The sequence below is a fragment of the Magnetococcales bacterium genome, from assembly GCA_015232395.1.
Taxonomy (GTDB): Bacteria; Pseudomonadota; Magnetococcia; order Magnetococcales; family JADFZT01; genus JADFZT01.
The window spans coordinates 64,246-84,100 of sequence record JADFZT010000010.1 but is presented as its reverse complement, the minus strand read 5'-3'; the positions used below and the strand labels follow the sequence as shown (position 1 = coordinate 84,100).

The 19,855-nt window shown below is 53.0% G+C and carries 20 protein-coding genes; 8 read left to right on the top strand and 12 right to left on the bottom strand.

Translation table 11 applies throughout. The features are described 5' to 3' along the window. On the top strand, positions 1 to 606 hold a 606-nt coding region (locus tag HQL52_05035; GenBank protein MBF0368806.1), incomplete at its 5' end, for a hypothetical protein. A gap of 68 nt (positions 607 to 674) precedes the next feature. Here HQL52_05035 and HQL52_05030 read toward each other — a convergent pair. Continuing rightward, positions 675 to 1,535: a hypothetical protein gene (locus tag HQL52_05030; protein ID MBF0368805.1), complete on the bottom strand. Its 861-nt coding sequence runs from the start codon at positions 1,533 to 1,535 to the stop codon at positions 675 to 677. 293 nt (positions 1,536 to 1,828) lie between these two features. Here HQL52_05030 and HQL52_05025 point away from each other — a divergent pair, with 293 nt between their 5' ends. The 4 genes from HQL52_05025 to HQL52_05010 all read left to right on the top strand — a co-directional run bounded on the left by HQL52_05025 (position 1,829) and on the right by HQL52_05010 (position 6,417). Next, the gene (locus HQL52_05025) at positions 1,829 to 3,085 is read left to right on the top strand and encodes a paraquat-inducible protein A (GenBank protein ID MBF0368804.1); all 1,257 of its coding nucleotides are present in this window, start codon (positions 1,829 to 1,831) and stop codon (positions 3,083 to 3,085) included. Beyond that, on the top strand, positions 3,078 to 4,778 hold the full coding sequence (locus HQL52_05020; GenBank protein MBF0368803.1) for an MCE family protein: 1,701 nt from the start codon (positions 3,078 to 3,080) through the stop codon (positions 4,776 to 4,778). The genes HQL52_05025 and HQL52_05020 overlap by 8 nt, the downstream gene beginning before the upstream one ends. Continuing rightward, positions 4,778 to 5,404, top strand: a complete 627-nt coding sequence (locus HQL52_05015; GenBank protein MBF0368802.1) for a membrane integrity-associated transporter subunit PqiC — start codon at positions 4,778 to 4,780, stop codon at positions 5,402 to 5,404. Before HQL52_05020 ends, HQL52_05015 begins: the two co-directional genes overlap by 1 nt. A 215-nt stretch (positions 5,405 to 5,619) precedes the next feature. Then, the gene (locus HQL52_05010) at positions 5,620 to 6,417 is read left to right on the top strand and encodes a SapC family protein (protein ID MBF0368801.1); all 798 of its coding nucleotides are present in this window, start codon (positions 5,620 to 5,622) and stop codon (positions 6,415 to 6,417) included. Positions 6,418 to 6,498: 81 nt separating this feature from the next. Here the strand turns inward: HQL52_05010 and HQL52_05005 are convergent, their stop codons facing one another. After that, positions 6,499 to 6,915: a hemerythrin domain-containing protein gene (locus tag HQL52_05005; protein MBF0368800.1), complete on the bottom strand. Its 417-nt coding sequence runs from the start codon at positions 6,913 to 6,915 to the stop codon at positions 6,499 to 6,501. Positions 6,916 to 7,314: 399 nt separating this feature from the next. Then, entirely contained in the window at positions 7,315 to 7,521 is a 207-nt protein-coding gene (locus HQL52_05000) for a hypothetical protein (GenBank protein ID MBF0368799.1), read from the bottom strand. A gap of 83 nt (positions 7,522 to 7,604) precedes the next feature. Between HQL52_05000 and HQL52_04995 the strand changes: the two genes are divergently transcribed. Next, positions 7,605 to 7,787 carry a hypothetical protein gene (locus HQL52_04995; GenBank protein ID MBF0368798.1) on the top strand — a complete coding sequence of 61 codons (183 nt, stop codon included), beginning with the start codon at positions 7,605 to 7,607 and terminating at the stop codon, positions 7,785 to 7,787. Between the two features lie 588 nt (positions 7,788 to 8,375). Here the strand turns inward: HQL52_04995 and HQL52_04990 are convergent. Both HQL52_04990 and HQL52_04985 read right to left on the bottom strand, forming a co-directional pair. Then, a complete protein-coding gene (locus HQL52_04990; GenBank protein MBF0368797.1) occupies positions 8,376 to 8,822 on the bottom strand; it encodes a hypothetical protein in 447 nt (148 codons plus the stop codon). Next, positions 8,819 to 9,130 (bottom strand): hypothetical protein, encoded by a 312-nt coding sequence (locus tag HQL52_04985; GenBank protein MBF0368796.1) that lies wholly within the window; start codon positions 9,128 to 9,130, stop codon positions 8,819 to 8,821. Before HQL52_04985 ends, HQL52_04990 begins: the two co-directional genes overlap by 4 nt. Before the next feature lie 828 nt (positions 9,131 to 9,958). On the opposite strand from HQL52_04985, the gene HQL52_04980 reads away from it, so the two are divergent. Together HQL52_04980 and HQL52_04975 are read left to right on the top strand one after the other, a co-directional pair. Then, positions 9,959 to 11,485, top strand: a complete 1,527-nt coding sequence (locus HQL52_04980) for an HlyC/CorC family transporter (GenBank protein ID MBF0368795.1) — start codon at positions 9,959 to 9,961, stop codon at positions 11,483 to 11,485. Between the two features lie 4 nt (positions 11,486 to 11,489). Further along, positions 11,490 to 12,764: an HlyC/CorC family transporter gene (locus HQL52_04975; protein MBF0368794.1), complete on the top strand. Its 1,275-nt coding sequence runs from the start codon at positions 11,490 to 11,492 to the stop codon at positions 12,762 to 12,764. A 150-nt stretch (positions 12,765 to 12,914) separates the two neighbouring features. Here HQL52_04975 and HQL52_04970 read toward each other — a convergent pair whose 3' ends face one another. The 7 genes from HQL52_04970 to HQL52_04940 all read right to left on the bottom strand — a co-directional run bounded on the left by HQL52_04970 (position 12,915) and on the right by HQL52_04940 (position 19,759). After that, complete coding sequence (locus tag HQL52_04970; protein ID MBF0368793.1) at positions 12,915 to 14,030, bottom strand: transporter substrate-binding domain-containing protein; 1,116 nt, start codon at positions 14,028 to 14,030, stop codon at positions 12,915 to 12,917. 126 nt (positions 14,031 to 14,156) lie between these two features. After that, positions 14,157 to 14,495 (bottom strand): hypothetical protein, encoded by a 339-nt coding sequence (locus tag HQL52_04965; protein ID MBF0368792.1) that lies wholly within the window; start codon positions 14,493 to 14,495, stop codon positions 14,157 to 14,159. Positions 14,496 to 14,572: 77 nt separating this feature from the next. Beyond that, on the bottom strand, positions 14,573 to 15,031 hold the full coding sequence (locus HQL52_04960; protein MBF0368791.1) for a hypothetical protein: 459 nt from the start codon (positions 15,029 to 15,031) through the stop codon (positions 14,573 to 14,575). A 46-nt stretch (positions 15,032 to 15,077) separates the two neighbouring features. Further along, positions 15,078 to 15,671 carry a hypothetical protein gene (locus tag HQL52_04955; GenBank protein MBF0368790.1) on the bottom strand — a complete coding sequence of 198 codons (594 nt, stop codon included), beginning with the start codon at positions 15,669 to 15,671 and terminating at the stop codon, positions 15,078 to 15,080. 203 nt (positions 15,672 to 15,874) lie between these two features. After that, positions 15,875 to 16,981 carry a hybrid sensor histidine kinase/response regulator gene (locus HQL52_04950; protein ID MBF0368789.1) on the bottom strand — a complete coding sequence of 369 codons (1,107 nt, stop codon included), beginning with the start codon at positions 16,979 to 16,981 and terminating at the stop codon, positions 15,875 to 15,877. Positions 16,982 to 17,071: 90 nt separating this feature from the next. Further along, entirely contained in the window at positions 17,072 to 17,908 is an 837-nt protein-coding gene (locus tag HQL52_04945; GenBank protein MBF0368788.1) for a response regulator, read from the bottom strand. Positions 17,909 to 17,998: 90 nt separating this feature from the next. Then, positions 17,999 to 19,759 (bottom strand): response regulator, encoded by a 1,761-nt coding sequence (locus HQL52_04940; protein MBF0368787.1) that lies wholly within the window; start codon positions 19,757 to 19,759, stop codon positions 17,999 to 18,001. Positions 19,760 to 19,855: the final 96 nt, after the last annotated feature.

Sequence of the window (19,855 nt, the reverse complement as noted above, 5' to 3'; positions counted from 1 at the left end):
AACAGTATTCTGGACTGGCTCTCCTGGGGGTTAAGCCGTTATTTGGGCTGGCGGATTTTAAAGCGCCGGATGATAGCTGTTTTGGTAGGACACGCCTTCATCGATCTGGGGATAGCGGTGGTTTTGTTGGGGGGATTGGCATTTTTGCTGGCAGGGGGGGCAGAGGGGGTTGATCTGTGGATTCAATCACGGGGCCATGATCCGATGTTGCAGGTGGAAACGACCCTGCTTTCACTCCGGGATCCTTTTGGGGAGCATCGCTGGATCACCTGGATGCTGCTTTCCACCCTGATCCCTACCTTTTTCCACCTGCTCACGGTCTTTTTCGCCTTCATCACCCTCTGGCCAAAGGGGTTCTTTCGCAAATGGGCCTATACCAATCTTGAGAATTATCACAACTATTCAGCAGGCAAGCCCCCACTGCAACTCCTCACCCCACCAGCCGCCTATCTCATCGGGGTGTGGTTTGTGGCAGGGGCTCTTCTCTGGGGGGTTGGGTGGGGTATTTTGGAAATAGGTTCGATGGTGTTGGATCCAGCAGCCTATACCATCTGGTGGATGGCTGATTTGGGGCTGAATGTAGCCAGAGCCTGGTGGGGCATGTAGGGAGAGAGGTGCGGGGGGATGGATCGGTGGGTGGTTTTTCGGTTCCGATCCATCCCCCGGCGTTTTTATCAACGCTTGGGTTTGCGTTTTACTTCCTGCCAGGCGTTCATGTAGGGGTTGTAGCGCAGGAGCATTTCGGCGCGGGTTTCGGTGTGGTAGAAGCGGCGTTTTTTGGCGTTCCATCTTTGCTGGGGGATGAGGGCGTTGGGAATTTTCATCAATCCACCACTGCGCTTCCAGGAGACCCGGGCAGGCTCACACGTCTCCCCGACCACCTCCTCCACCACCGCCACCGATGCAGCTTCCAAGCCGCAAGAGGCTGGATCATCGATGCAAGCCTGCCGCCCCGCCTGATACCCCGCTTCCCTGGCCGCTGCGAGCACGCTTTCATCCACAGCCGGAGCCACTTCCACCGGGGCCACTTCGGTTATTTCAACGGGAGCCACCTCTTCTGCGGGGGCTGACTCAACCACTTCAGCGGGGGCCGCTTCGGTTACTTCAACAGGAGCTGCTTCCGCCGGAGCCGCTTCTTCTGCCGGGGCTGACTCGACAACTTCAACAGGAACCGCTTCCGCCGCCGGGGCTGCTTCTTCAGCTGGAGCCGCTTCGGTTACTTCAACAGGAGCTGCTTCAGCTGGAGCCGCTTCGGTTATTTCAACGGGAGCTGTTTCAACTGGGGCCGCTTCGGTTACTTCAACAGGAGCTGCTTCCGCCGGAGCCGCTTCGGTTACTTCAACAGGAGCCGCTTCAGCCGGGGCCGCTTCCGCCAGGGCGCGGGCTTCCTCAGCCATCGCCTGATAGGGAGCAGAGAGCACCGGCATGGAGAGCAGATCATTCCCCCCAGCCGACTCCTCAGCACTTGCCAGGCCCACTCCAATCACCATCCCCCCTGCCACCATCACCATGACGACCAAGTTCCCTACCATCATCCTCTTCACAAGCGCCTCCAGCTCATCTCAGGTTCAATCCCATGTTGCGCCCCCCACGGCAAGAGGTTCACCATCCAACCACCCCTCGCCCACTTGACCCCTCAAAAAATGCCCGAAACCAGGCGCATCAGGCAAGTGTCCACCCACATTTTAACCAAAACAGTTGCCCCACCTCCCCCACCCGCTCCCAGTATGTTAAATTTATGGTGGGAATAATCCCCAAAGCCATTTTATTTTACCCATCAGGGAGCACCACCATTGGCCATCACCAATTTTCCGGCAACAATCCCCCAGTGAAGGACGCCCACACACCGCATCAACTGATCGCCTGCTCCGGATGCGGGCTCACCCAGAGCCAGCCCCTCCCCCTTCCCAAGCGGGGGGTGGGACGCTGTCGACGCTGCGCCATGGTGCTCTTCCGACGCCATCCCAACAGCCTCGACCGAGCGCTGGCCTTCACCCTCACCGGATTTATCTTTTTTCTGATCGCCATTCACCATCCTTTGATGGCCTTTGAAATTCATGGCCGCATGCGGGAAGCCACCCTGCTGAGTGCGGTGGCGGGGATCGCTGAGAGAGGCATGCCAGGTCTGGGCACCCTGGTCGCCGCCACCTCCATTCTGGTGCCCCTCATCACCCTCTCCAGCATGCTCTATATCCTCCTCCCCTTGAGATCAGGCCCCCCCATGCCCGGAGCCAAACCCCTCATGAAATCCATCTCCCACCTGCGCCACTGGGGGATGATGGAGGTCTATCTATTGGGGGCCATGGTGGCCTTCGTCAAACTGGCCGACCTGGCCGCCATCACCCCCGGCATCGCCCTCTTTGCCATCGGCGGCATGATCGTCGCCACCACCGCAGCCGCCGCCAGTCTCGATAATCGGGAGATCTGGGAGCGGCTTGATGCAGGCTCAGCAATCCCCCCATCACCAAAACCAAACCCCACCCGTATCACCTGCTGCCCCATCTGCCACCTCACCCTCCCCGCCCCCAAACCCGGTGGGGTGATCGCCTGCCATCGCTGCCGCACCATCAGCCACCCCCGCAAACCCAACAGCCTGCGCCGCACCTGGGCCTGGCTCATCGCCGCCGTGATTCTCTATATCCCCGCCAATCTGCTCCCGGTAATGACGGTGGTGGGCTTTGGCCACTACGGGGAGCCCGATACGATTCTCTCCGGGGTGCAAAAACTCCTGGAAGAGGGGATGTGGCCCCTGGCGCTACTGGTTTTTTTCGCCAGCATCGTCGTCCCCCTGCTCAAAATCGCCTCTCTGGTCTATCTCCTGATCTCCGTCCAGATAAAATCTCACACCAAACCCAAAGACCGGACAATTCTCTATCGGATTTTGGAAGGGGTGGGACGCTGGTCCATGGTGGATATCTATGTGATTGCGGTGATGGTGGCCCTGGTCAACTTTGGCCCCATCGCCACCATCACCCCCGGTGTGGGGGCCTCTTTTTTTGCCGCCGTGGTGGTGATGACCCTGTTTGCCGCCGAAACATTTGATTCCCGTCTGATTTGGGATGTGCTGGAGAAACCCCATGGCTGAAACCAAGCCCCTGACCGAACCCCCTATCGACCCGCCCCCAGAGGTGGTGGTGGAAACCCCCTCCGGATTTTCCCCCATCTGGCTGATTCCCCTGATCGCCGCCATCATGGCCATCTGGATCGGCTTTACCACCTGGATGGAAAAAGGCCCCACCATCGAAATTTCCTTCGAAACCTCCGACGGCATCAAAATAGGGCAGACCCGGATCAAATATCGGGATGTGGAGGTGGGGCAGGTGAAAGGGGTGCGGTTTTCGGATGATCTCAGCCACATTTTGGTCACCGCCCGCATCACCCGCCACATGGCGGACCATCTGAAGACAAACACCCGCTTCTGGGTGGTGCGACCCCGGCTTTCAGCCAGTGGCCTGACGGGACTTGGCACTCTGGTTTCCGGCGCCTACATCGAAATGGATCCTGGCTCGGGAGAGCCTGCCGAAACCTTCATCGGCCTGGAAGAGCCCCCCGTGGTGCGCGCCCACGAACAAGGGCGGGAATATCTCCTGCTGGCGGATCGCCTGGCCGCCCTGCAACCGGGCTCCGCCATCTACTATCGGGGCATCACCGTGGGGGAAGTGCTGAACTATGAGCTGACCGACGACAAACAAAACGTCCGGGTGCGCATTTTCATCCAGGCTCCCTACCACGATCTGGTCAAGGAAAACACCCGCTTCTGGAACGCCAACGGCATTGATGTTTCCATGGATGCCAACGGTATCAACGTCAAAACCGAATCCCTCCCCGTCATGCTGGTCGGGGGCATCTCCTTCGAAACCCCCACCAACCTGGAATCCTCCCAAACCGCCCAACAGGGTAATCTTTTTATCCTCTATGAAAACCACGCCGCCACCACCGAACTGGCCTACACCCGCAAGGTGCATTTTGTAGCCTATTTCGACCATTCGGTAAGGGGCTTGAAGATCGACGCACCGGTAGAGTTTCGGGGAATCAAAGTCGGCTCGGTGACCGACTTTAAAATGGCCTTTGACGACAGCGACGGCACCTTCCACATTCCGGTGCTCCTGCAACTGGAGCCGGAACGCATCGCCCGCAACAAACCCGCCTCCCCCTCCGAGGAGCGGGAGCTTTTTCAACAGCTGATACAAAAAGGACTGCGAGCCCAACTCCACACCAACAACTATCTCACCGGCTCCCTCTTTGTGGAGCTGGATCTCCTGCCAGAGACCCCCTTGCGGCTGAGGGGGGGGGATTCGGGATTTCCAGAGCTGCCCACCATCCCCAGCCCCTTCGAGGAGATCACCCGCTCGGTGACCGGCCTCCTGGAAAAACTCCACCAGCTCCCCCTGGAAAATTTGGTCCAGGAACTGGCAGAAACCGTCCACGGAGCCAACCTGCTGGTCAACGCTCCGGAAATGGGTAAAACTGTCTCCAACCTGAGCGACTCCACCGCCAGCCTGAACAGGCTGCTGAAAAACCTGGAAGGAGAGGTCCAACCCCTGGCTGCGGATCTGGCCTCTACCCTGCTTGAAACCCGCAAAACACTTCAGGAAGTTCAGGAATCGGTGGATGGCCTGGCCGGCACCGTCACGCCGGGCTCCAAACTTCACTTCCAGCTGGTGGAAACCCTGAAGGAACTCTCTGCCACCTCCCGCTCGGTGCGGGGATTAACCGATTATCTGAAACGCAATCCGGAAGCGCTGATCTTTGGCAAATCCGGCAAGGGAAAACGCTGATGAAAACCTCTCGCAAGCTGTTGGGAACTCTCCTACCCCTGGGACTGCTCCTGGGAGCCTGCATCCCAACTGTGGGTGGCGGTGGCCCGGTCATGCCGACCCGTTATTTTTTGCTCGGCAAAGAGACGCAAACCCTGGCCAGTCTGGAAAGCGCCACCACGAGCCTCACCCCCCTCACCGTCAACCCGGTGGTGATCCCCCCCTATCTCAACCGACCTGAAATCGTCACCCGGGATGGCTACAACGAAATCACCCTGTCGGAATATCACCAGTGGGGGGGAAGCCTGAGCGACAACCTTTCCCGGGTGCTGGAGGAAAACCTCAGCCAACTGCTGCCCGGGCATCGTCTGGGCAACGGCTTGACCCCTGTAGTCGACCTGTCGGGCCTCACGTTGGTGGTACGTATTTTGCGTTTCGAACGGGGCGTAGAGAGGCAGGTCAATCTGACGGCGAGTTGGCGGATTTTGGGGGATGATGACGGTCGCATCAAAGCTTCGGGCCACTTCTCCAAGGAAAGTGCTGCGGTGGGATATGGGGATTATGTAGCCGTGGTTGCCGCCATGAATGATAATCTCACAGCCCTGAGTCAGGAGATAGCCCAAGCCATTGTAGCCCTCGATCATTAGGGAGCTTACCATCCCTCCCATGGGATTGGGGCGATGGTCGTTCATTACAAAACAGGTAGTTCGCTTACACATATATTACGGAACACGTAATGCGTCTTCATTGTATGTCGAGATAGGTGATATGTAACGCGTTAAACTCTATTATCAGATTCACACTTCCAGCGTATCGCCAAGCCACGCACAAGCCACCCCCAAGGGATTGAATAGATTCGATCATGAGCAGCGGCCTCACACGACTCGATCCCGCTCAACACCGGGAGCTTACATTCACCGACTGCAATGGCTGCACCCTCTGCTGCGACGGCACCGCCTTTACCGTGGCTTTCGTGCCCTTACCCGAAATTCCCCTGGCCTGCCGACACTTTCCGGTGGTCTTTCACAAAATCGGCGATAATTATTGGCCGGGGCTTTTTTATACCCTGAAAAAAAAGACCCTCTGCCTCCATCTGGATCCCCAATCAGGCCGCTGCCAAATCTATGAAGAGCGCCCCATCTCCTGCGCTTCGTTTCCCTTTCATCCTTCCACCCCCACCCCGGACGAAAAGCCCCCCTTCGACAATTTTCCCTTTGTGATAGAGATGGATGAACAGTGTCCGGCATTACAACAAGATGGAGATCATTCAGAAGGCATGGCGATTTTGGAGAGCCAAAAACCGAATCATCTCACTGAACAAATGATCCAGGGGTTTCTCAGACCCGAACGGACGGATCTGGAGGGGCAAACGGTTCGCTTTGGCAGGCGTTTGGAGGGGTTGGGGCTGTTGGTGAAGGCCAAACGGGTGGTTAAGCGCCCTGGCAAGAAAAAAATCAGCCAAAAATATTTTGTCGTGGATCCAACACGTTGGCAGGATTTGGCGGAGGCGGATAGAACCACGCTGAAAGAAGAGGGACTTGAGCTGCCGATTTTAGCCCACCTGGAAAGCTTGGGGCACTTTTCCCGTCTGGAAGAGATGGTGTTGGCCGATAATCAGGGTAAGGTCTCAGGTGCTAAAAGGCGTCCCAGGAAAAAATAATACAAGCCCCCGGTCGAAATCACCCAAGCCAGGGAAACTGGCATCATCCCAGGTCAGCCTTTTCGCGCCCACCAACCGACTTCATCCCCCCTTGAGACTCTCTTCAGCCTTTTTGAGGATAAATTCATCCTCCACATGAATGCGTAGTTGAAAGGCTTCCAGCACCTCTTTCAGATCACCTCGGGAGGAATCGCCCTTTTTCCACGCCTGGCAAACCCGCTCCAACTCCTTGCCCAGACTCAAGGCCACATCATAAAACCCCTTGGCCGTTTCGCTGAGATAGGTCTCCTTGTGCTCTGCCATCTGGGGATAGAGAAGTTTATCCTCAACAGCAAAATGGGCCAGAGCCCGCTCATGGATCTTTAAAAGTTGATCCCGGATCTCCTCCCCTTCCCCTTCCGGCCCCACCTTTTCCAGCAGATCGGCCAAACAGGTGATGGCACCCAAAATATCCTTGTGCTGCTCACGGAGCAGATTGATCGTCGTCATCTCCATCATAACCGCATCTCCCTCCCATCCCATCCTAATGGCAACTATCCCGGGGTTCCTTCCACACAGGCCCCCTCCTCCAACCGCCATCCTAATGTTCCAACCTACTGTGTCAATTGATTTCCAACTTATAAGCTTCTGATTGACCATTCCAGCGGATCAAACCTACACCATTCTACCGGATCAAACCCACTTGGCCAAACCCTTGACTGGCCAGCCTCCCCATCCTTTGATTTGGGCTGGCCATCGCCGCTCCCACCATCCCCTTTTGGCTTCACCTGTTGGCTATAATTTCTTTTTAAATCAGTCCCTATACCAAGGTAACGGAAACGCGGGCGTTCATTCATTGATTGAACTCAAACCCAGAGTCGTTTATGATGGTATCCAGTATTATTATGGAACAGGCTGTCATCCGAAAACCAATGGCAAAATGCCAATCCCATAACCAATCTGTTCCGATAAAGGGGAGAATGCAGCATCCGCTGCTTTGCAAGCCTGCCATAACAGAGCAACGGCTGCAGGAATCTCTTCCAAACCAAAGAAAATCCTGCTCCAAAAGAATTTGACCCAACGATAATGAGGGGCTGATGCCCTGGCTTTTATCCACACAGGCATCGGAACCATTCCATATTGGCAGGATCAAACTCAATCAGCAGGATCAACCTGAATCGGCAGGATCAGCATGAAAGGGAAGTCAAATGACCGTACACATTTGCGGTGAATGCGCTCTCAAACATGGAAAACGCAACTCGGTCACAGTGGTCACCTGGCCGGGAGTGTGCTCCTGGTGTGAAGCCGACACCTTGGTAGCGGTTCCAACCGCCTTCAACGTCCCCGAGGAACTGATTCGGGATCAGGAAAAAGCAGCGGCAGCCCGCTAACTCTTTTCTGACGATAACCCAAGCCCGCTTTTGCCCTGGCACCCTGCACAGAGACCAAAGCCACAAAACCTCTGCCCACACTGTGTAGGGTGCCAGAGATTTTTATGCCTTTGAAAGGGATTTTTTGGGGGAAAGGAGGCTGATTTCCAGGAACCAGGAATACAATGCCTCAATGCTCCTGGCTCTGGAATGCCCGACACCGCCCTATTGCCTGCTTTTGGAATAGGGAATTAAGCTGTGGGATAAGCGAGTCATCCCATGGAATGAGTCACACTTTCCCATAAAGGAAGGAAGCAGGGGAAAATGGTGAAGGGCCTGACCTCAGCTTAAAGAGGGCAGATCCCTTGCTTGGATGGATCATCACGCAAATCGACCTGGGCTCTTACCGGCGATCCAATACCGGGGGCACTCAAATTTTGGTTTGAGAGGTGGACCGAAATCGGTGCCCATCATCCCCAAAGACAACGAAAGCCGGTTTCGACCCTCCCCTCAAACCCACCCGTCATACCTAACAGCTACACCCAACGATATACCGGTTACACCCAACCGGCACATCTCGCTGTCAGGTCGAGGATCCAACAACACCCATCAAGCTGCAGCCTTATCGGAAAAGTGGCTTGCGTAAATCCGATCTGACTGATCGATATGGGAAAAAAGCCAGGTTTCCAGAAGCTGTTCCACACCGTCAGCATCAATCTCGCGATTTTTGCGAATCTGTTCCCGAATAACCAGCAGTCGGGTCATAAAAAGCGCATGCTCTTCCTTGTGCGCCGCCAGTCCGGAAAAATTTTGGGAGGCCATGTAGGCCTCTTCTGATTCAAAGTGCACCTCGGTTCGGGTAGCCAGGCGGTCGATGGACTTGCCGATGAAAGCCTGATCCCGCTCACTGAGAGTCTTGTGGGGATGATCAGACAAGTGATCTTTGATGCCGAGGATGATCTCCAGCAAATTTTCGTGATCCCGATTGAGCTTTTCGTTGCCCACATCATGGAGACGTTGGAAAGCTTCCGGATATTTTTCGTGTAGTTTGGTCATGCCTTGAACTCCTCACTCGTTTTTTCATAGCTACCGGATTTTTCCGGCAGTTCCACTTCCCTGGTGGCATACGGGAACTCCCTTGCCACTTGACCCAACTCCAGTACGGAATATGGGGGAGACTTTGTCATAAGTTTTTTCTTGGGTAAATAATTATTTTCTTCTCCACAAATATTTTGTTCTTTCCTCTGTTTGCCTCTTTGTTTTTGCCTTTTCAATCTCAAATTTTCTCCATGGTCTGGCGTTGCTGTTTCAAGATGGCTCCAGGCCTGGATTTCGAAAGCGGGCTGGCTTGGCCATGCCATCACAAAATTATATCGAGAATCAAATTAATTAATTGATTGTTTGCTAATATAGGAGTGGTCAAGCCGAAAAAAAGTTCCCAAGCCCCCCCTGACCCAGAGCCATTTTCCCAAACCATCCAGAAATCCCTCTATTTTGAAACCAGTTTTCGGGTGATCCATTCGATCCAAAAGTGGCCTCTCCAAGATGGTGAGAACGGGGCAGGATCCCGGAAATGGCTCTTGATGGTTTTATCTGTTGAATGAATAGAGAACGACACTCAGAAGCGACCGGAATTGACGACTGTTTGGAGAGCCCGCCCCCATTGGAAATGGCCCACATTCCGGGCTTCTGGCTGGGCACTCTTCAAAAATGAGTATCCAGATTTAAACCGGGACAGAAGAAAAAAAATTTATGCGATCGGTCAACTTTTACCTATAATATCGGACAGATAGAGAGTCATGCTCTTATTTGATCTGAAAAATGGCTGCATTCTCCCTTTACTTACCAGCCCCACAGGACTAGACATTGTGGGCTTTTCATGTGGGGTGGGGACACTTTTTACAACCACTTCACAGCAAATCATCCATAGGATCTCATGAGTTGGTAAAGTCAGCCCCCATCACTTAACACGCAATCCGTGGCGTCCATGGCCGTGATATAAGGTTGATGAGCAATATCTCAAGATTCAAAAAGGATTGAGGCTTCTGCCGCAACAGATGTAAGCAGGTAAAAAAAACGACCCAAGACGATATCAATTCGGACAGTCGGCCACACAGGGAAAACAGTTCAGCCAGCTGATGGCCCAGCGTCTTGCGAAACCACGATGGATCTACATAAAAGGCGCCTAAAAAATGCCTGACCTGGCTTTTATCCAAGAACTGAATCTCGACCCCGAAATTACCATCCGAATTCTCCTCCAGGTACTTCTCCTGGTTCTCTCCGCCTTTTTTTCCGGCTCCGAAACGGCTCTTTTTTCCATCAGTCGCCTGGATCTGCAAAAACTGCGAACCACCCGCCACCCGCACTCAGAAAAAATCCACGAACTGCTGGATGAACCCAGACGACTGATCATCTCGATTTTGTGCGGCAACGAACTGGTCAACATCGCCTCTTCTGCCAACATGGCGGCCATTCTGCTGACTTTTTTCGATGCGGCAGACACCACCTGGATCAATATCCTCATCATGGTGCCGCTTCTCCTCCTGGTCGGAGAAGTCACCCCCAAGACCTTTGCCGTCAGATTTCCAATCAAATTTTCCGCCAATCTGTCGGCCCGCTTTCTCCCCCGATGGATTGTGCTGATCACCCCCCTGCGTGCCGTTGTCCGCATGGTGGCTGACCGAATCACCACTTGGATTGTCGGGGAAGCGGCCAAGAGTGATAACATTTTGCAACCTGACGAATTTCGAACTCTGGTGGAGGAGAGCGAAGCCTCGGGGGTGATCGAAGCGGTAGAACGGGTACTGATCGACAACATGCTGGAAGCCGGGGAGACGGAGATTGTCAACATCATGACTCCGCGAACCCGCATTCGATTTTTGGATGCGGACATGCCCCTGGACCAACTGGTTGCCAAGTTCCGCAAAAACAAACATTCCCGGGTTCCCGTGATTCGAAATTATCGGGATAACATATTGGGTTTTTTGCGGGCCGAAGATCTGCTCCACATCAAACAAAAAGGCAGTAATCTCAACGACAAGAGAATCGAAGAGATCATCAAACCCGCCCATTTTGTTCCCCCCACCCTGAAGGTGGACGAGCTGTTTGACTATTTCCAGGTGAACCATACCAACACCGCCATCGTCCTGGGTGAATATGGCGGGGTCTCCGGTATCGTCTCCATGCGTGACGTGCTGACCTTCATCTTTGGGGAAATATCCGGTCGCGTCTCCGGCGATGAATATTATCAGGAGGAGGACGATAACAGCTACAAAATCCCTGGTGATATGCGCCTGACCGATTTTAACAATCTCACCAATTTTTCCATCGAAGATCCCATCATGACCACCATCGGTGGGGTGGTGCTCCGCCACCTGAAACGCCTGCCCAGGGTAGGCGACACCGTGGCCTTCGAAGGCATCCGGTTTACTGTTCTGGGGATGGATCTTCTACGGATCAAAACCCTGGAAGTGGCCAAAATCGGCATCGACATGGATTGGTCCGAACCCTCCCCGATAGTCCACCAGGAAGTGACAAACCAACACAAATCGGACGGAATAAATCACGCGCTTGATTCCGCAGTCGAGACAGATCAGCCGATTGATCCTGGCACCCGGGCCGATGAGGCTGGCGAATCCACTACCAAACCGGATTCATCCGCCAAGTCCAATGCCAAACCAGATCAACCCGCTGATTCCGCCGCCAAGGTAGAGGAGTAAGGCCATGGATACTCTGGGGCTACTACTGGAGTTGCTGATCATCGTTATATTTTTGGTGCTGAAAGGCTTCTTTTCCGGCTCTGAAATCGCCATGGTGAACTGCGACAAGCTTAAAATGCGCCACCAGGCCAAAATGGGGGATGCCGGGGCCAAGCTGGTTCTCAAACTCTTCAAGACCCCGGACGTCATCCTGGGGACGACTCTGGTAGGGACCAATATCGCCACCGTGGTCATCTCCACCCTCGCGGCGGTGATGTTTATCAATCTCATGGGCTCCACCGGCGATATGGTTTCAGTGCTTGTCTTCACCCCGTTTTTGCTGATCCTGGGTGAAATCGTCCCCAAGAGCATCTATCAGCAAAAAGCCAACACCATCGCCCCCTATATCATCTACGGGCTACGTTTTTTCTCGCTGATATTCTATCCGGTCATCTTCATATTCAGCCGTATCGCCCGCTTTTTCACCTATCTGGCCGGGGGCTCTGCCAGCCAACAGAGCTCCTTCATCACCCGGGAAGAAATTCGCATGTTGCTCGACATGTCCGAAGATTCCGCCTCGGCCCGAAAATTCAACAAAAACCGCATCAGACGCATCACCCGTTTTGCCGACACCACCGTGGGTGAGGCGATGATTCCCCTGGCAGAAGTGGTGGGAATCGAAGAAGACACCATCATGGAGGAAGCGATTGAGCTCGTTTTTAAAAACGGTTTCAACCGACTCCCCGTCTTCCAAGGCAACCTCACCAACGTAGTGGCTGTTCTCACCTTGGATACCTGGGATCTTCTGGAAGAAGATCTCTCTTCCAAACCTGAACTCACCGAATACACCAACCCCCCCCTCTACATCTCCCCCAAGCAGACCATTGATCGGGTACTTCCCCAGATTCAGGCCCGGGATGACCACATGGCCGTCGTTGTCGATGAATTCGGCTCAGCGGTGGGCATTCTCACCATGGAGGATATCTTCGAAGAGGTGGTGGGCGAAATCGATGTGGGATATGATTTTGAAGAGTACAAACCACGGCGCCGGTTTGAGATTGTCCAGGAGGAGGACGGTTCCTACGTGGTGGATGGTCGCACGCCTATTTCAGAGATCAATGACGCCCTGCACATCCACATACCCGTTGGTGGTGTGCACACTGTGGCGGGCTTCATGGTGGATCGTCTCCATCTCATCCCCTCGGTGGAGAGTACCTACGATGAAGAAGATCACCGTTTTACGGTTTTGGAAGCCGATGCCCGGGCGGTTACCAAGGTGCATATCGAACGGATCGGATAGATAACTGAATATCCGGTCTTACAGCTGAATAGTTACCAATTATAAAATCCAGCCAAAATGCTGCTGTAAGGGATGGCCTTAATAACCCGACTGCCCGACTCATTGCGGCCATCACTGCCACAAGCCCCCTCCCCCCATCCAAACATCCTCTCATTGCCAGGGGGAACGCCGCAATAGCCTGGCAAAAAGGGCTTTGATCTTTTGGGTACGGATCACCTCATTTACCTGCTTGTTGAGGGCACCACTCCAGGAGGCCACCACATATTCATCATCGCGGGTGAGGAGAGAGGAACCTGCCACGGAGACGATCCGTGCTTCACGCCACTGGCCAGCAATCACCTCATCGGTGATAAAAAAACCCTTCCCCGCCTTTTTAGCCAATACTGTCGGAATTTCCCCAGTCTCATCCACAATCACCAGTTCCGCTTTGGGAAAAAGATTGCGAGCCTTGGCCTCCCCGGTACTTTTTTTGGACACCACCATACGTATTCCAGGGATGTTCAACACTGAAGAATCCTTGATGGCACCGGGAAAATTCCTGTCGAAGGTTCCCACCACCAGGCCGGTATTGAAATAGGTATCCGACAGATAGGCCAGCTCTTTACGCTGCTCGGTTTGGGTGATCTGACTGATCACAAGATCGGTTGCGCCAAAGCGGATCGAATCAAACCGCCCGGAGGTGGTGGAGAGGGGAACGAACAGGGGCTTTTTACCAAGACTCTCAGCAATCAGGGTTCCGAAAGTGATGGCCGCCCCGGACCAGGTTTGCGAATTTGAATCGAGTTCACTGACGTTGCGAATGGGGCGTACACCGATTTTCAGGAGACTCTCTCTCTGCAAAACATCTTCCGAGGAGATGGCAGGCCCAAGGGAGTCGGTCTGTTTTTTCAGTTGGATGGCCAAATCTTCACAACGCCCATCCTGCTGATAATCCGGTGTCGGTGATTCTGAAAGAAGACGAATGGCAGCCAGCTGATAGCGCGTTTTTGTCAGGTCGATCTGTTTTTCTGCCAAAACATCCCGAATGGATGTTTCAAGAAGATCTCTTAAGGTCGTATTTTCCTTGTTGGATTCGAAATAGTAGGCCTGGGGACACACTTTAGTGACCAGATGGATCCCGTCGTTATTTTCCTGGAAAAGGCTTGTTTCCGAAAAGCTTTTAAAAAAGGCAATTTTATCAAGCAATCCGGCTTCAACTGAAGAGCCGGTGGCCATTAAAAAGCTTGCTACAAACAGATAGAGAAGCGGTTTCAGGTATGCCTGCATGCCAAACCCCCTTTATTTCATGTCATCCCCGACACCTACCATGGGAGCAAGTGAGTTGGAAATCCCCCCATCACCTGAATTTCCTACCAGATCGAGCCAATCCCATGGCCGTGGCAGATAACCCGGTCAGCTACCCTGGATCTCCTTTAACACCGCCATCACCAATACACGATTTTCCAGCTGCCTTTGAGCGGTTCGGATTGTTGCAAATCCATGGTCGGAGAAAAAAGAGGCCGGTAGGGTGGTGTAGCTTTCCTCAGGCAAAAAAAGCAGCAGATCCACCCCCTGATCATCGGTAAACCCGGAAAAATCCTTCATCACGAAGACCGGCACCCCTTTCAGCTCCATGGAGAGCATCTCCCCCTTGGGATGAAAGCGGTCGATGACGACAAAGCCTTGGTGGGGTATGCCCTTGTAGAGAAGAAAAATATCCGTATCGATGGCTGGAATGGATGGTTGGTTCATAAAATAATCCGGCTCCTTTCAGCCTCCCCTTGGCTGCCCACGCCCTGGACTTTTATCCACAAAGCCGGGGGGCCGCATCAGGGCTGTGATAAGGTCTCATAGCGGGTGGATATCTCGTTGAGTCGCACCAAAAAATCACCATAGATCCCACTATCGGCCTCAAAGTGGGCTTGATTGTGACAGAGATAAGCCACCGCTGTCATCAATTCGGCCATAACCGGCAGGATAAAATCGGGATTGTGGGTCAACTTATCGAGAACCAGATTTAAAAAGGAATCAGCCCCTTCGGCCATCTCATCCCGGTTGATCCCCTCTGACAGGAGATAATCCCGAAACCCCAAAACATAATATTGAAACGGTACCCGGGGCATCCAGCGGAGATCTTCGGCGCACATCAACACATTTTCATAAAACAAGCACTGCACCTCCCCACGACTCTTCCCAGCCATTTTTTTTCGGGCATAATCCTGATCCAGCCGCATCACTTCATCTGCTTGTGGATCACACCAATCCCCATCGGTCGGTATCTCCGCCATGATCCGTTTCCCTTATCCCCAGGCCCCAGAGCCAGATGGACAAGAATCAGACAATCGTCAGGCCAATGGACCAAAAGATCATATAAAACAGGAAAACAGACAAAGTCAGACCCAAGGGAAAAACCCGTTCATGAAAAGCTTCTGCCGCAAGGATGGGAAAGACCGAAAACCACTGGGTGATCAACATCAAGAGAACGGATGATAAAAGCAGCCCCAGCAACACCGAGACGAGAGAAGCCTCCTCACCAAAAAAATAGTGATAAAGCGCATTATCCTCCAACAGCTCTTGGGTGCCGCTTTTTTTCTCCGGAGGGGTTCCCGGCTCTCCTTTGACTTCAGCTGCTTCTGCCACAACCACCGGTTCCAGGGGGGCTGCTGATTCAAAGATCGATTTTTCCCCAAAAGCCCCGCATCGACCTATATCCGCAATATTTCTAAAGGGTGAAACGACGATTACAAGACCAAGGGAGACCAAAAAACCCACTTTGAGCAAGGCATCCAAATTGGCTTTTTTGTTGCCTAAAGCCCGATTGACAGCAAACCCGATCACGATACCCAGCATGGACAACCAGGGAGCATCCCAAAAAAGCTCGGGAAAATACCGAACGCCATCAACAACCGTGCACACATATGATGCCATTTAAAACTCTCTTTCAATCCGTCAGGGGGAGTCTGGGGCGGCAGCCCACAAAAAGGGGAGTCCTGTTCAAAACGGGACTTTATTCAATATGCCATTGCTGATTCAAGGGGGGCTTCATCCCGGGCAAATTATTTCCTTCCATCTCCCACAGGTTGCCATGGTCAAAATCCCACCCATTTTACTCTGGATCGCCTGACTCAATATCAGGCCAACGGCAGGCGTACGGTCACTGTCGTCCCCCGCTCTTCGGAGGTATCCAGATGAATGCTGCCTCTTTGGGTTTCAGCCATCAGCTTGGCTGAATAGGTGCCAAGCCCTGTGCCCCCCGCTTTGCCAGCCGTGGTATATTTTTCAAAAAAATCGGCTCGAATTTCCTCAGGCACACTCCCCATATTGTGAATCGATATCTCCCCTGCCTGCCCACGATCCATAGCGATGGTCACGATACTCCCCTTGGGAGCTGCTTCCAGGGCATTATTGAATAGATTGCCCAACATGGAATAACAGAGCAACTCTTCGCCAACGATGAGAAATCGGGCTGAAGGATCAGAGGGGTGCCCATCCAACAACACTTCCAACTGGAGATTTCGCCGGGTGAACTGTTTCAGGCTGGTTTCACGAATGCGCCGGATCAAGTCCATGATGTCCACAGGCTTGGGATCCAGGGAATAGCTGCCTCTTTCCATTTTGTAGATATCCATGGAAAGATTGATCATATTCAACAGGCTGTAGCCGTTATCGACGATAATTTTGAGCATGTGCTCCTGTTCCGAATTCATATCGGTGTCGGTGCTCAAAAAACTTGAAAAGCCAATAATAGAGTTGAGGGGGGTTTTCAGGTCGTGGCGCATGATGCGCTCCACCTCTTCCCGAAGCTTGGCTGCCTCACGCAACTCCTTGTTTTGCCGCTCCAGAGCTTCGTTGGCGCGTTTCAGGCCCAGATGGGTTTTTACCCGAGCCATCACCACCGGTGGGCTTACCGGCTTGGTGAGAAAATCAACCGCGCCAAGCTCCAGCGCCTTCAGTTCGTCGGTCACATCGCTGCGGGCGGTGACGAATATGACCGGAATGCCCCGGGTGGCCGCATCACTTTTAAGCGTTTGACACACCTCATAACCGTCCATTTCCGGCATCACCACATCAAGGAGAATCAAATCAAGCTCTTTTTCCCGGGCAATACTGAGAGCGGTGGGGCCGTCGGTGGCTACCAAAAGCTTATATTCGGCACCCAATATAGCCACGAGGGTTCGAATGTTGCCCGGCACATCATCGACGATCAATATTTTTGATTTTTCAGCAGAATGATTCATAAAAAAACCTTCCATGGGGCCAACCCATCCCCGTTTCAACCATGAAGCCAAACGACCTGCATTTCAATGCCCCCCCATAAAACCAGATTTTTAAATACCATTGGCAGCGGGAGGACTCTTTGCCGCTGACAAGATTCGATCATTCAGTTCAGCCAACACCGGTGGCTTGAGCAGATAGCCTGAAACACCCAGATGGAGTGCCTCAATGGCATTGTGCATATCTCCATGACCCGTGACGATGATGGACTTGACCCCTTTTCCCATGGCATTGGTACGCTGGATCAGTTCCAGGCCATCCATACCCGGCATTCGCATATCGGTCACCAGCACATCCACCGTTTCCTCGTGCAATATTTTGAGAGCGGCCATGCCCGATTCGGCGGTAAATACCACCAGGGAGCGCTCTTTGAGATCTTCTTCAATAATTTCCAGAATGCCTGGCTCATCATCTACCACCAGAACAGCGATGGCTCGACCTCCTTCTGGTTTACCTTCTGACAGCCCCCCCCTTCCTGCCTCGTTTTGGTCAAAATCACTCCCCTCCAACTCGGCCAGGAGGGTGTTGGGCATCGATAGTTTGACAACAAACCCCATACCATGGAAAAAGTTGAGAAAGGATTTTTGATCCAAAAGGACCGTACCGATGGGCCGGGAAGCGATATCGTCGTTTTGCAGGGTAGGCAGACGACCGATCAACAGGGTAACCAGCAATCCAGCTGCACTAAATTTTTTTTGTAGTAAACCCAGAACCCCCAGGCCACTACTCGTTACCTGGGCAAGACTGATATCCACATATACTTCCAGTCCGGCCAAATCCCCATTTTGTTGATAGTAAACATCAAGCAAATCAGCTTTCTGCTTAAAATCGAGGCTGCCGTTGATGGTAATCAGCAGACGCTGCTCTTTCCTGGTCCAGGTTACGGTCATGGTTTAAAAGCTCCTATGGCCACCTAAACGATCATGACGGGCCAACGATTGGACGGGATTACAGGTTCGACACCTTGCACCGACCATGGCTTACTGTTTCTTTTGGCTATCGACCTGATTATTTTCCGACAGAATCGGCAAGGCGACCTGAAATCGCGTCCAAGCCCCGAATTCACTCTCCACCTGAATTTTGCCATTATACTCATTGATGATACCAATGACGATATATAAGCCAAGTCCGGTTCCCTGGCCGACTTCCTTGGTGCTGAAAAAGGGCTCCAGACAGCGATTTTGTTCCTCCTGGGTCATACCCAAACCGTTATCTTCCACATCCAGGATCACTGTTTGGCTTGAGAATTCGGGATAGAGCGCCACCCGAACCCGCATGGTATGGTTTGGTTCCATCTCCCGGCGCTTCAAAACAGCATAGCGGGCATTGGAGAGTAGATTGATGACAATCTGTTCAAAATGGTTATCATGAATATTGACCAGGGGTAAATCGGCGGGAATATCCTCTACCAGCTCAATATCGTGTTTGCGAAACTGCTCCCGGAAGAAAAAAAAGGCCTCCCCCGTCGGCACCGCCAGATCGGTCGCACGGGGAGAAAGCCGCCGTTCACTACGGGAAAAAGAGCGCATATGGTTGATGATGGTGGTAGTACGATCCACCTGCTCCATCATTTTTTGAGCGGTATGGGCCACCTTTTCCGGCTCCATTCGACCTCGGGAAGCGGCATTGTTCAAACTTTCCGCCCGCATACGGATAATCGTCAAAGGCTGGTTGATTTCGTGGGCAATCCCTGTGGACATTTCCCCCAAGGCAGTCAGACGATCCGCATGAATCAGCTGCAACTCCTTTTCCCTGAGGGACTGCTCTGCCTGCACCCGTCGAATGATACCGGAGATGGTTCGGGAGTAGGTTTGGAGAAATTGATCCTCCTCCTCTGACCGCTCATACCCCTCAACCAAATAGAGGCAGATCGCCCCCAAAGCTTCGTCATCCGCCAAAATAGGCACCACATAATCCCCCTCGTCCATCATTTGGGGATAACGGGTGTTCGACTCCTCTTCACCATCAGCACCCTCTTCGGTTTTGGAATCCACCTTTTCTTCAGCGTTATTGGAACCCTCTTCCGGCAATTTTTTACAACGTTTCAAAATCTTTCCCTGCTCGCCGGTTGCGGAAACCATTCGATACGGATGATCGGGCTCATCCGCCAAAAAAATAGCCCCTCTCTTTTGAATGGAGAGCCAGGAGACGGTAAAAAGCAGGCTTAGCGCCCGCTCCATAAATTTATCCAGATCCTTGGTCCGAATGGAGGCATCCAGGAGTGCCCGCACGACCTCCTGGGCCTCCAAAAGCCGGCGGGTTTTCCGCTCATTTTCAACAGCCACCTCCCGGGCCTCTTCTGCAGCACTTTTGGCAGTGGCCAGCTGGGCCGTCCTCTTCACGACCATCTCTTCCAGATTATCCCGATGCTGCTTCAATTCCAGTTGATGGGCCACTCGCTGCTGGACAATCCCGGCATGAAAGGGCTTGCCGATAAAATCTGCCGCCCCCAGGGCCAACCCCCGGGTTTCATCCACCGGGGTATTTTTGGAAGTGATAAAAATGATGGGAATATGCTGCGTTTTGTCGGTTTTTTTCAGCTTCTGACACACCTCATAGCCATCCATTCCAGGCATGATGATATCCAGAAGAATCAGATCCGGCACCATCATGGTGGCCAGTTTGAGGGCGGTGGCGCCATCGGTGGCAACGATAAAGTGATAATCCCCCCCCAGAGCCGACATAAGCGCTTTGATATTCAGGGGAATATCATCGATGATCAAAATTTTTGATCTATCCATTAAGATGCTTTTCGGGAAGGGGTAGAGGCCATACGTCCAGTGAAGCACGTATCAACAGTCAGCATAACGCAAAAGGGTCGCCCATCGAAATGACCC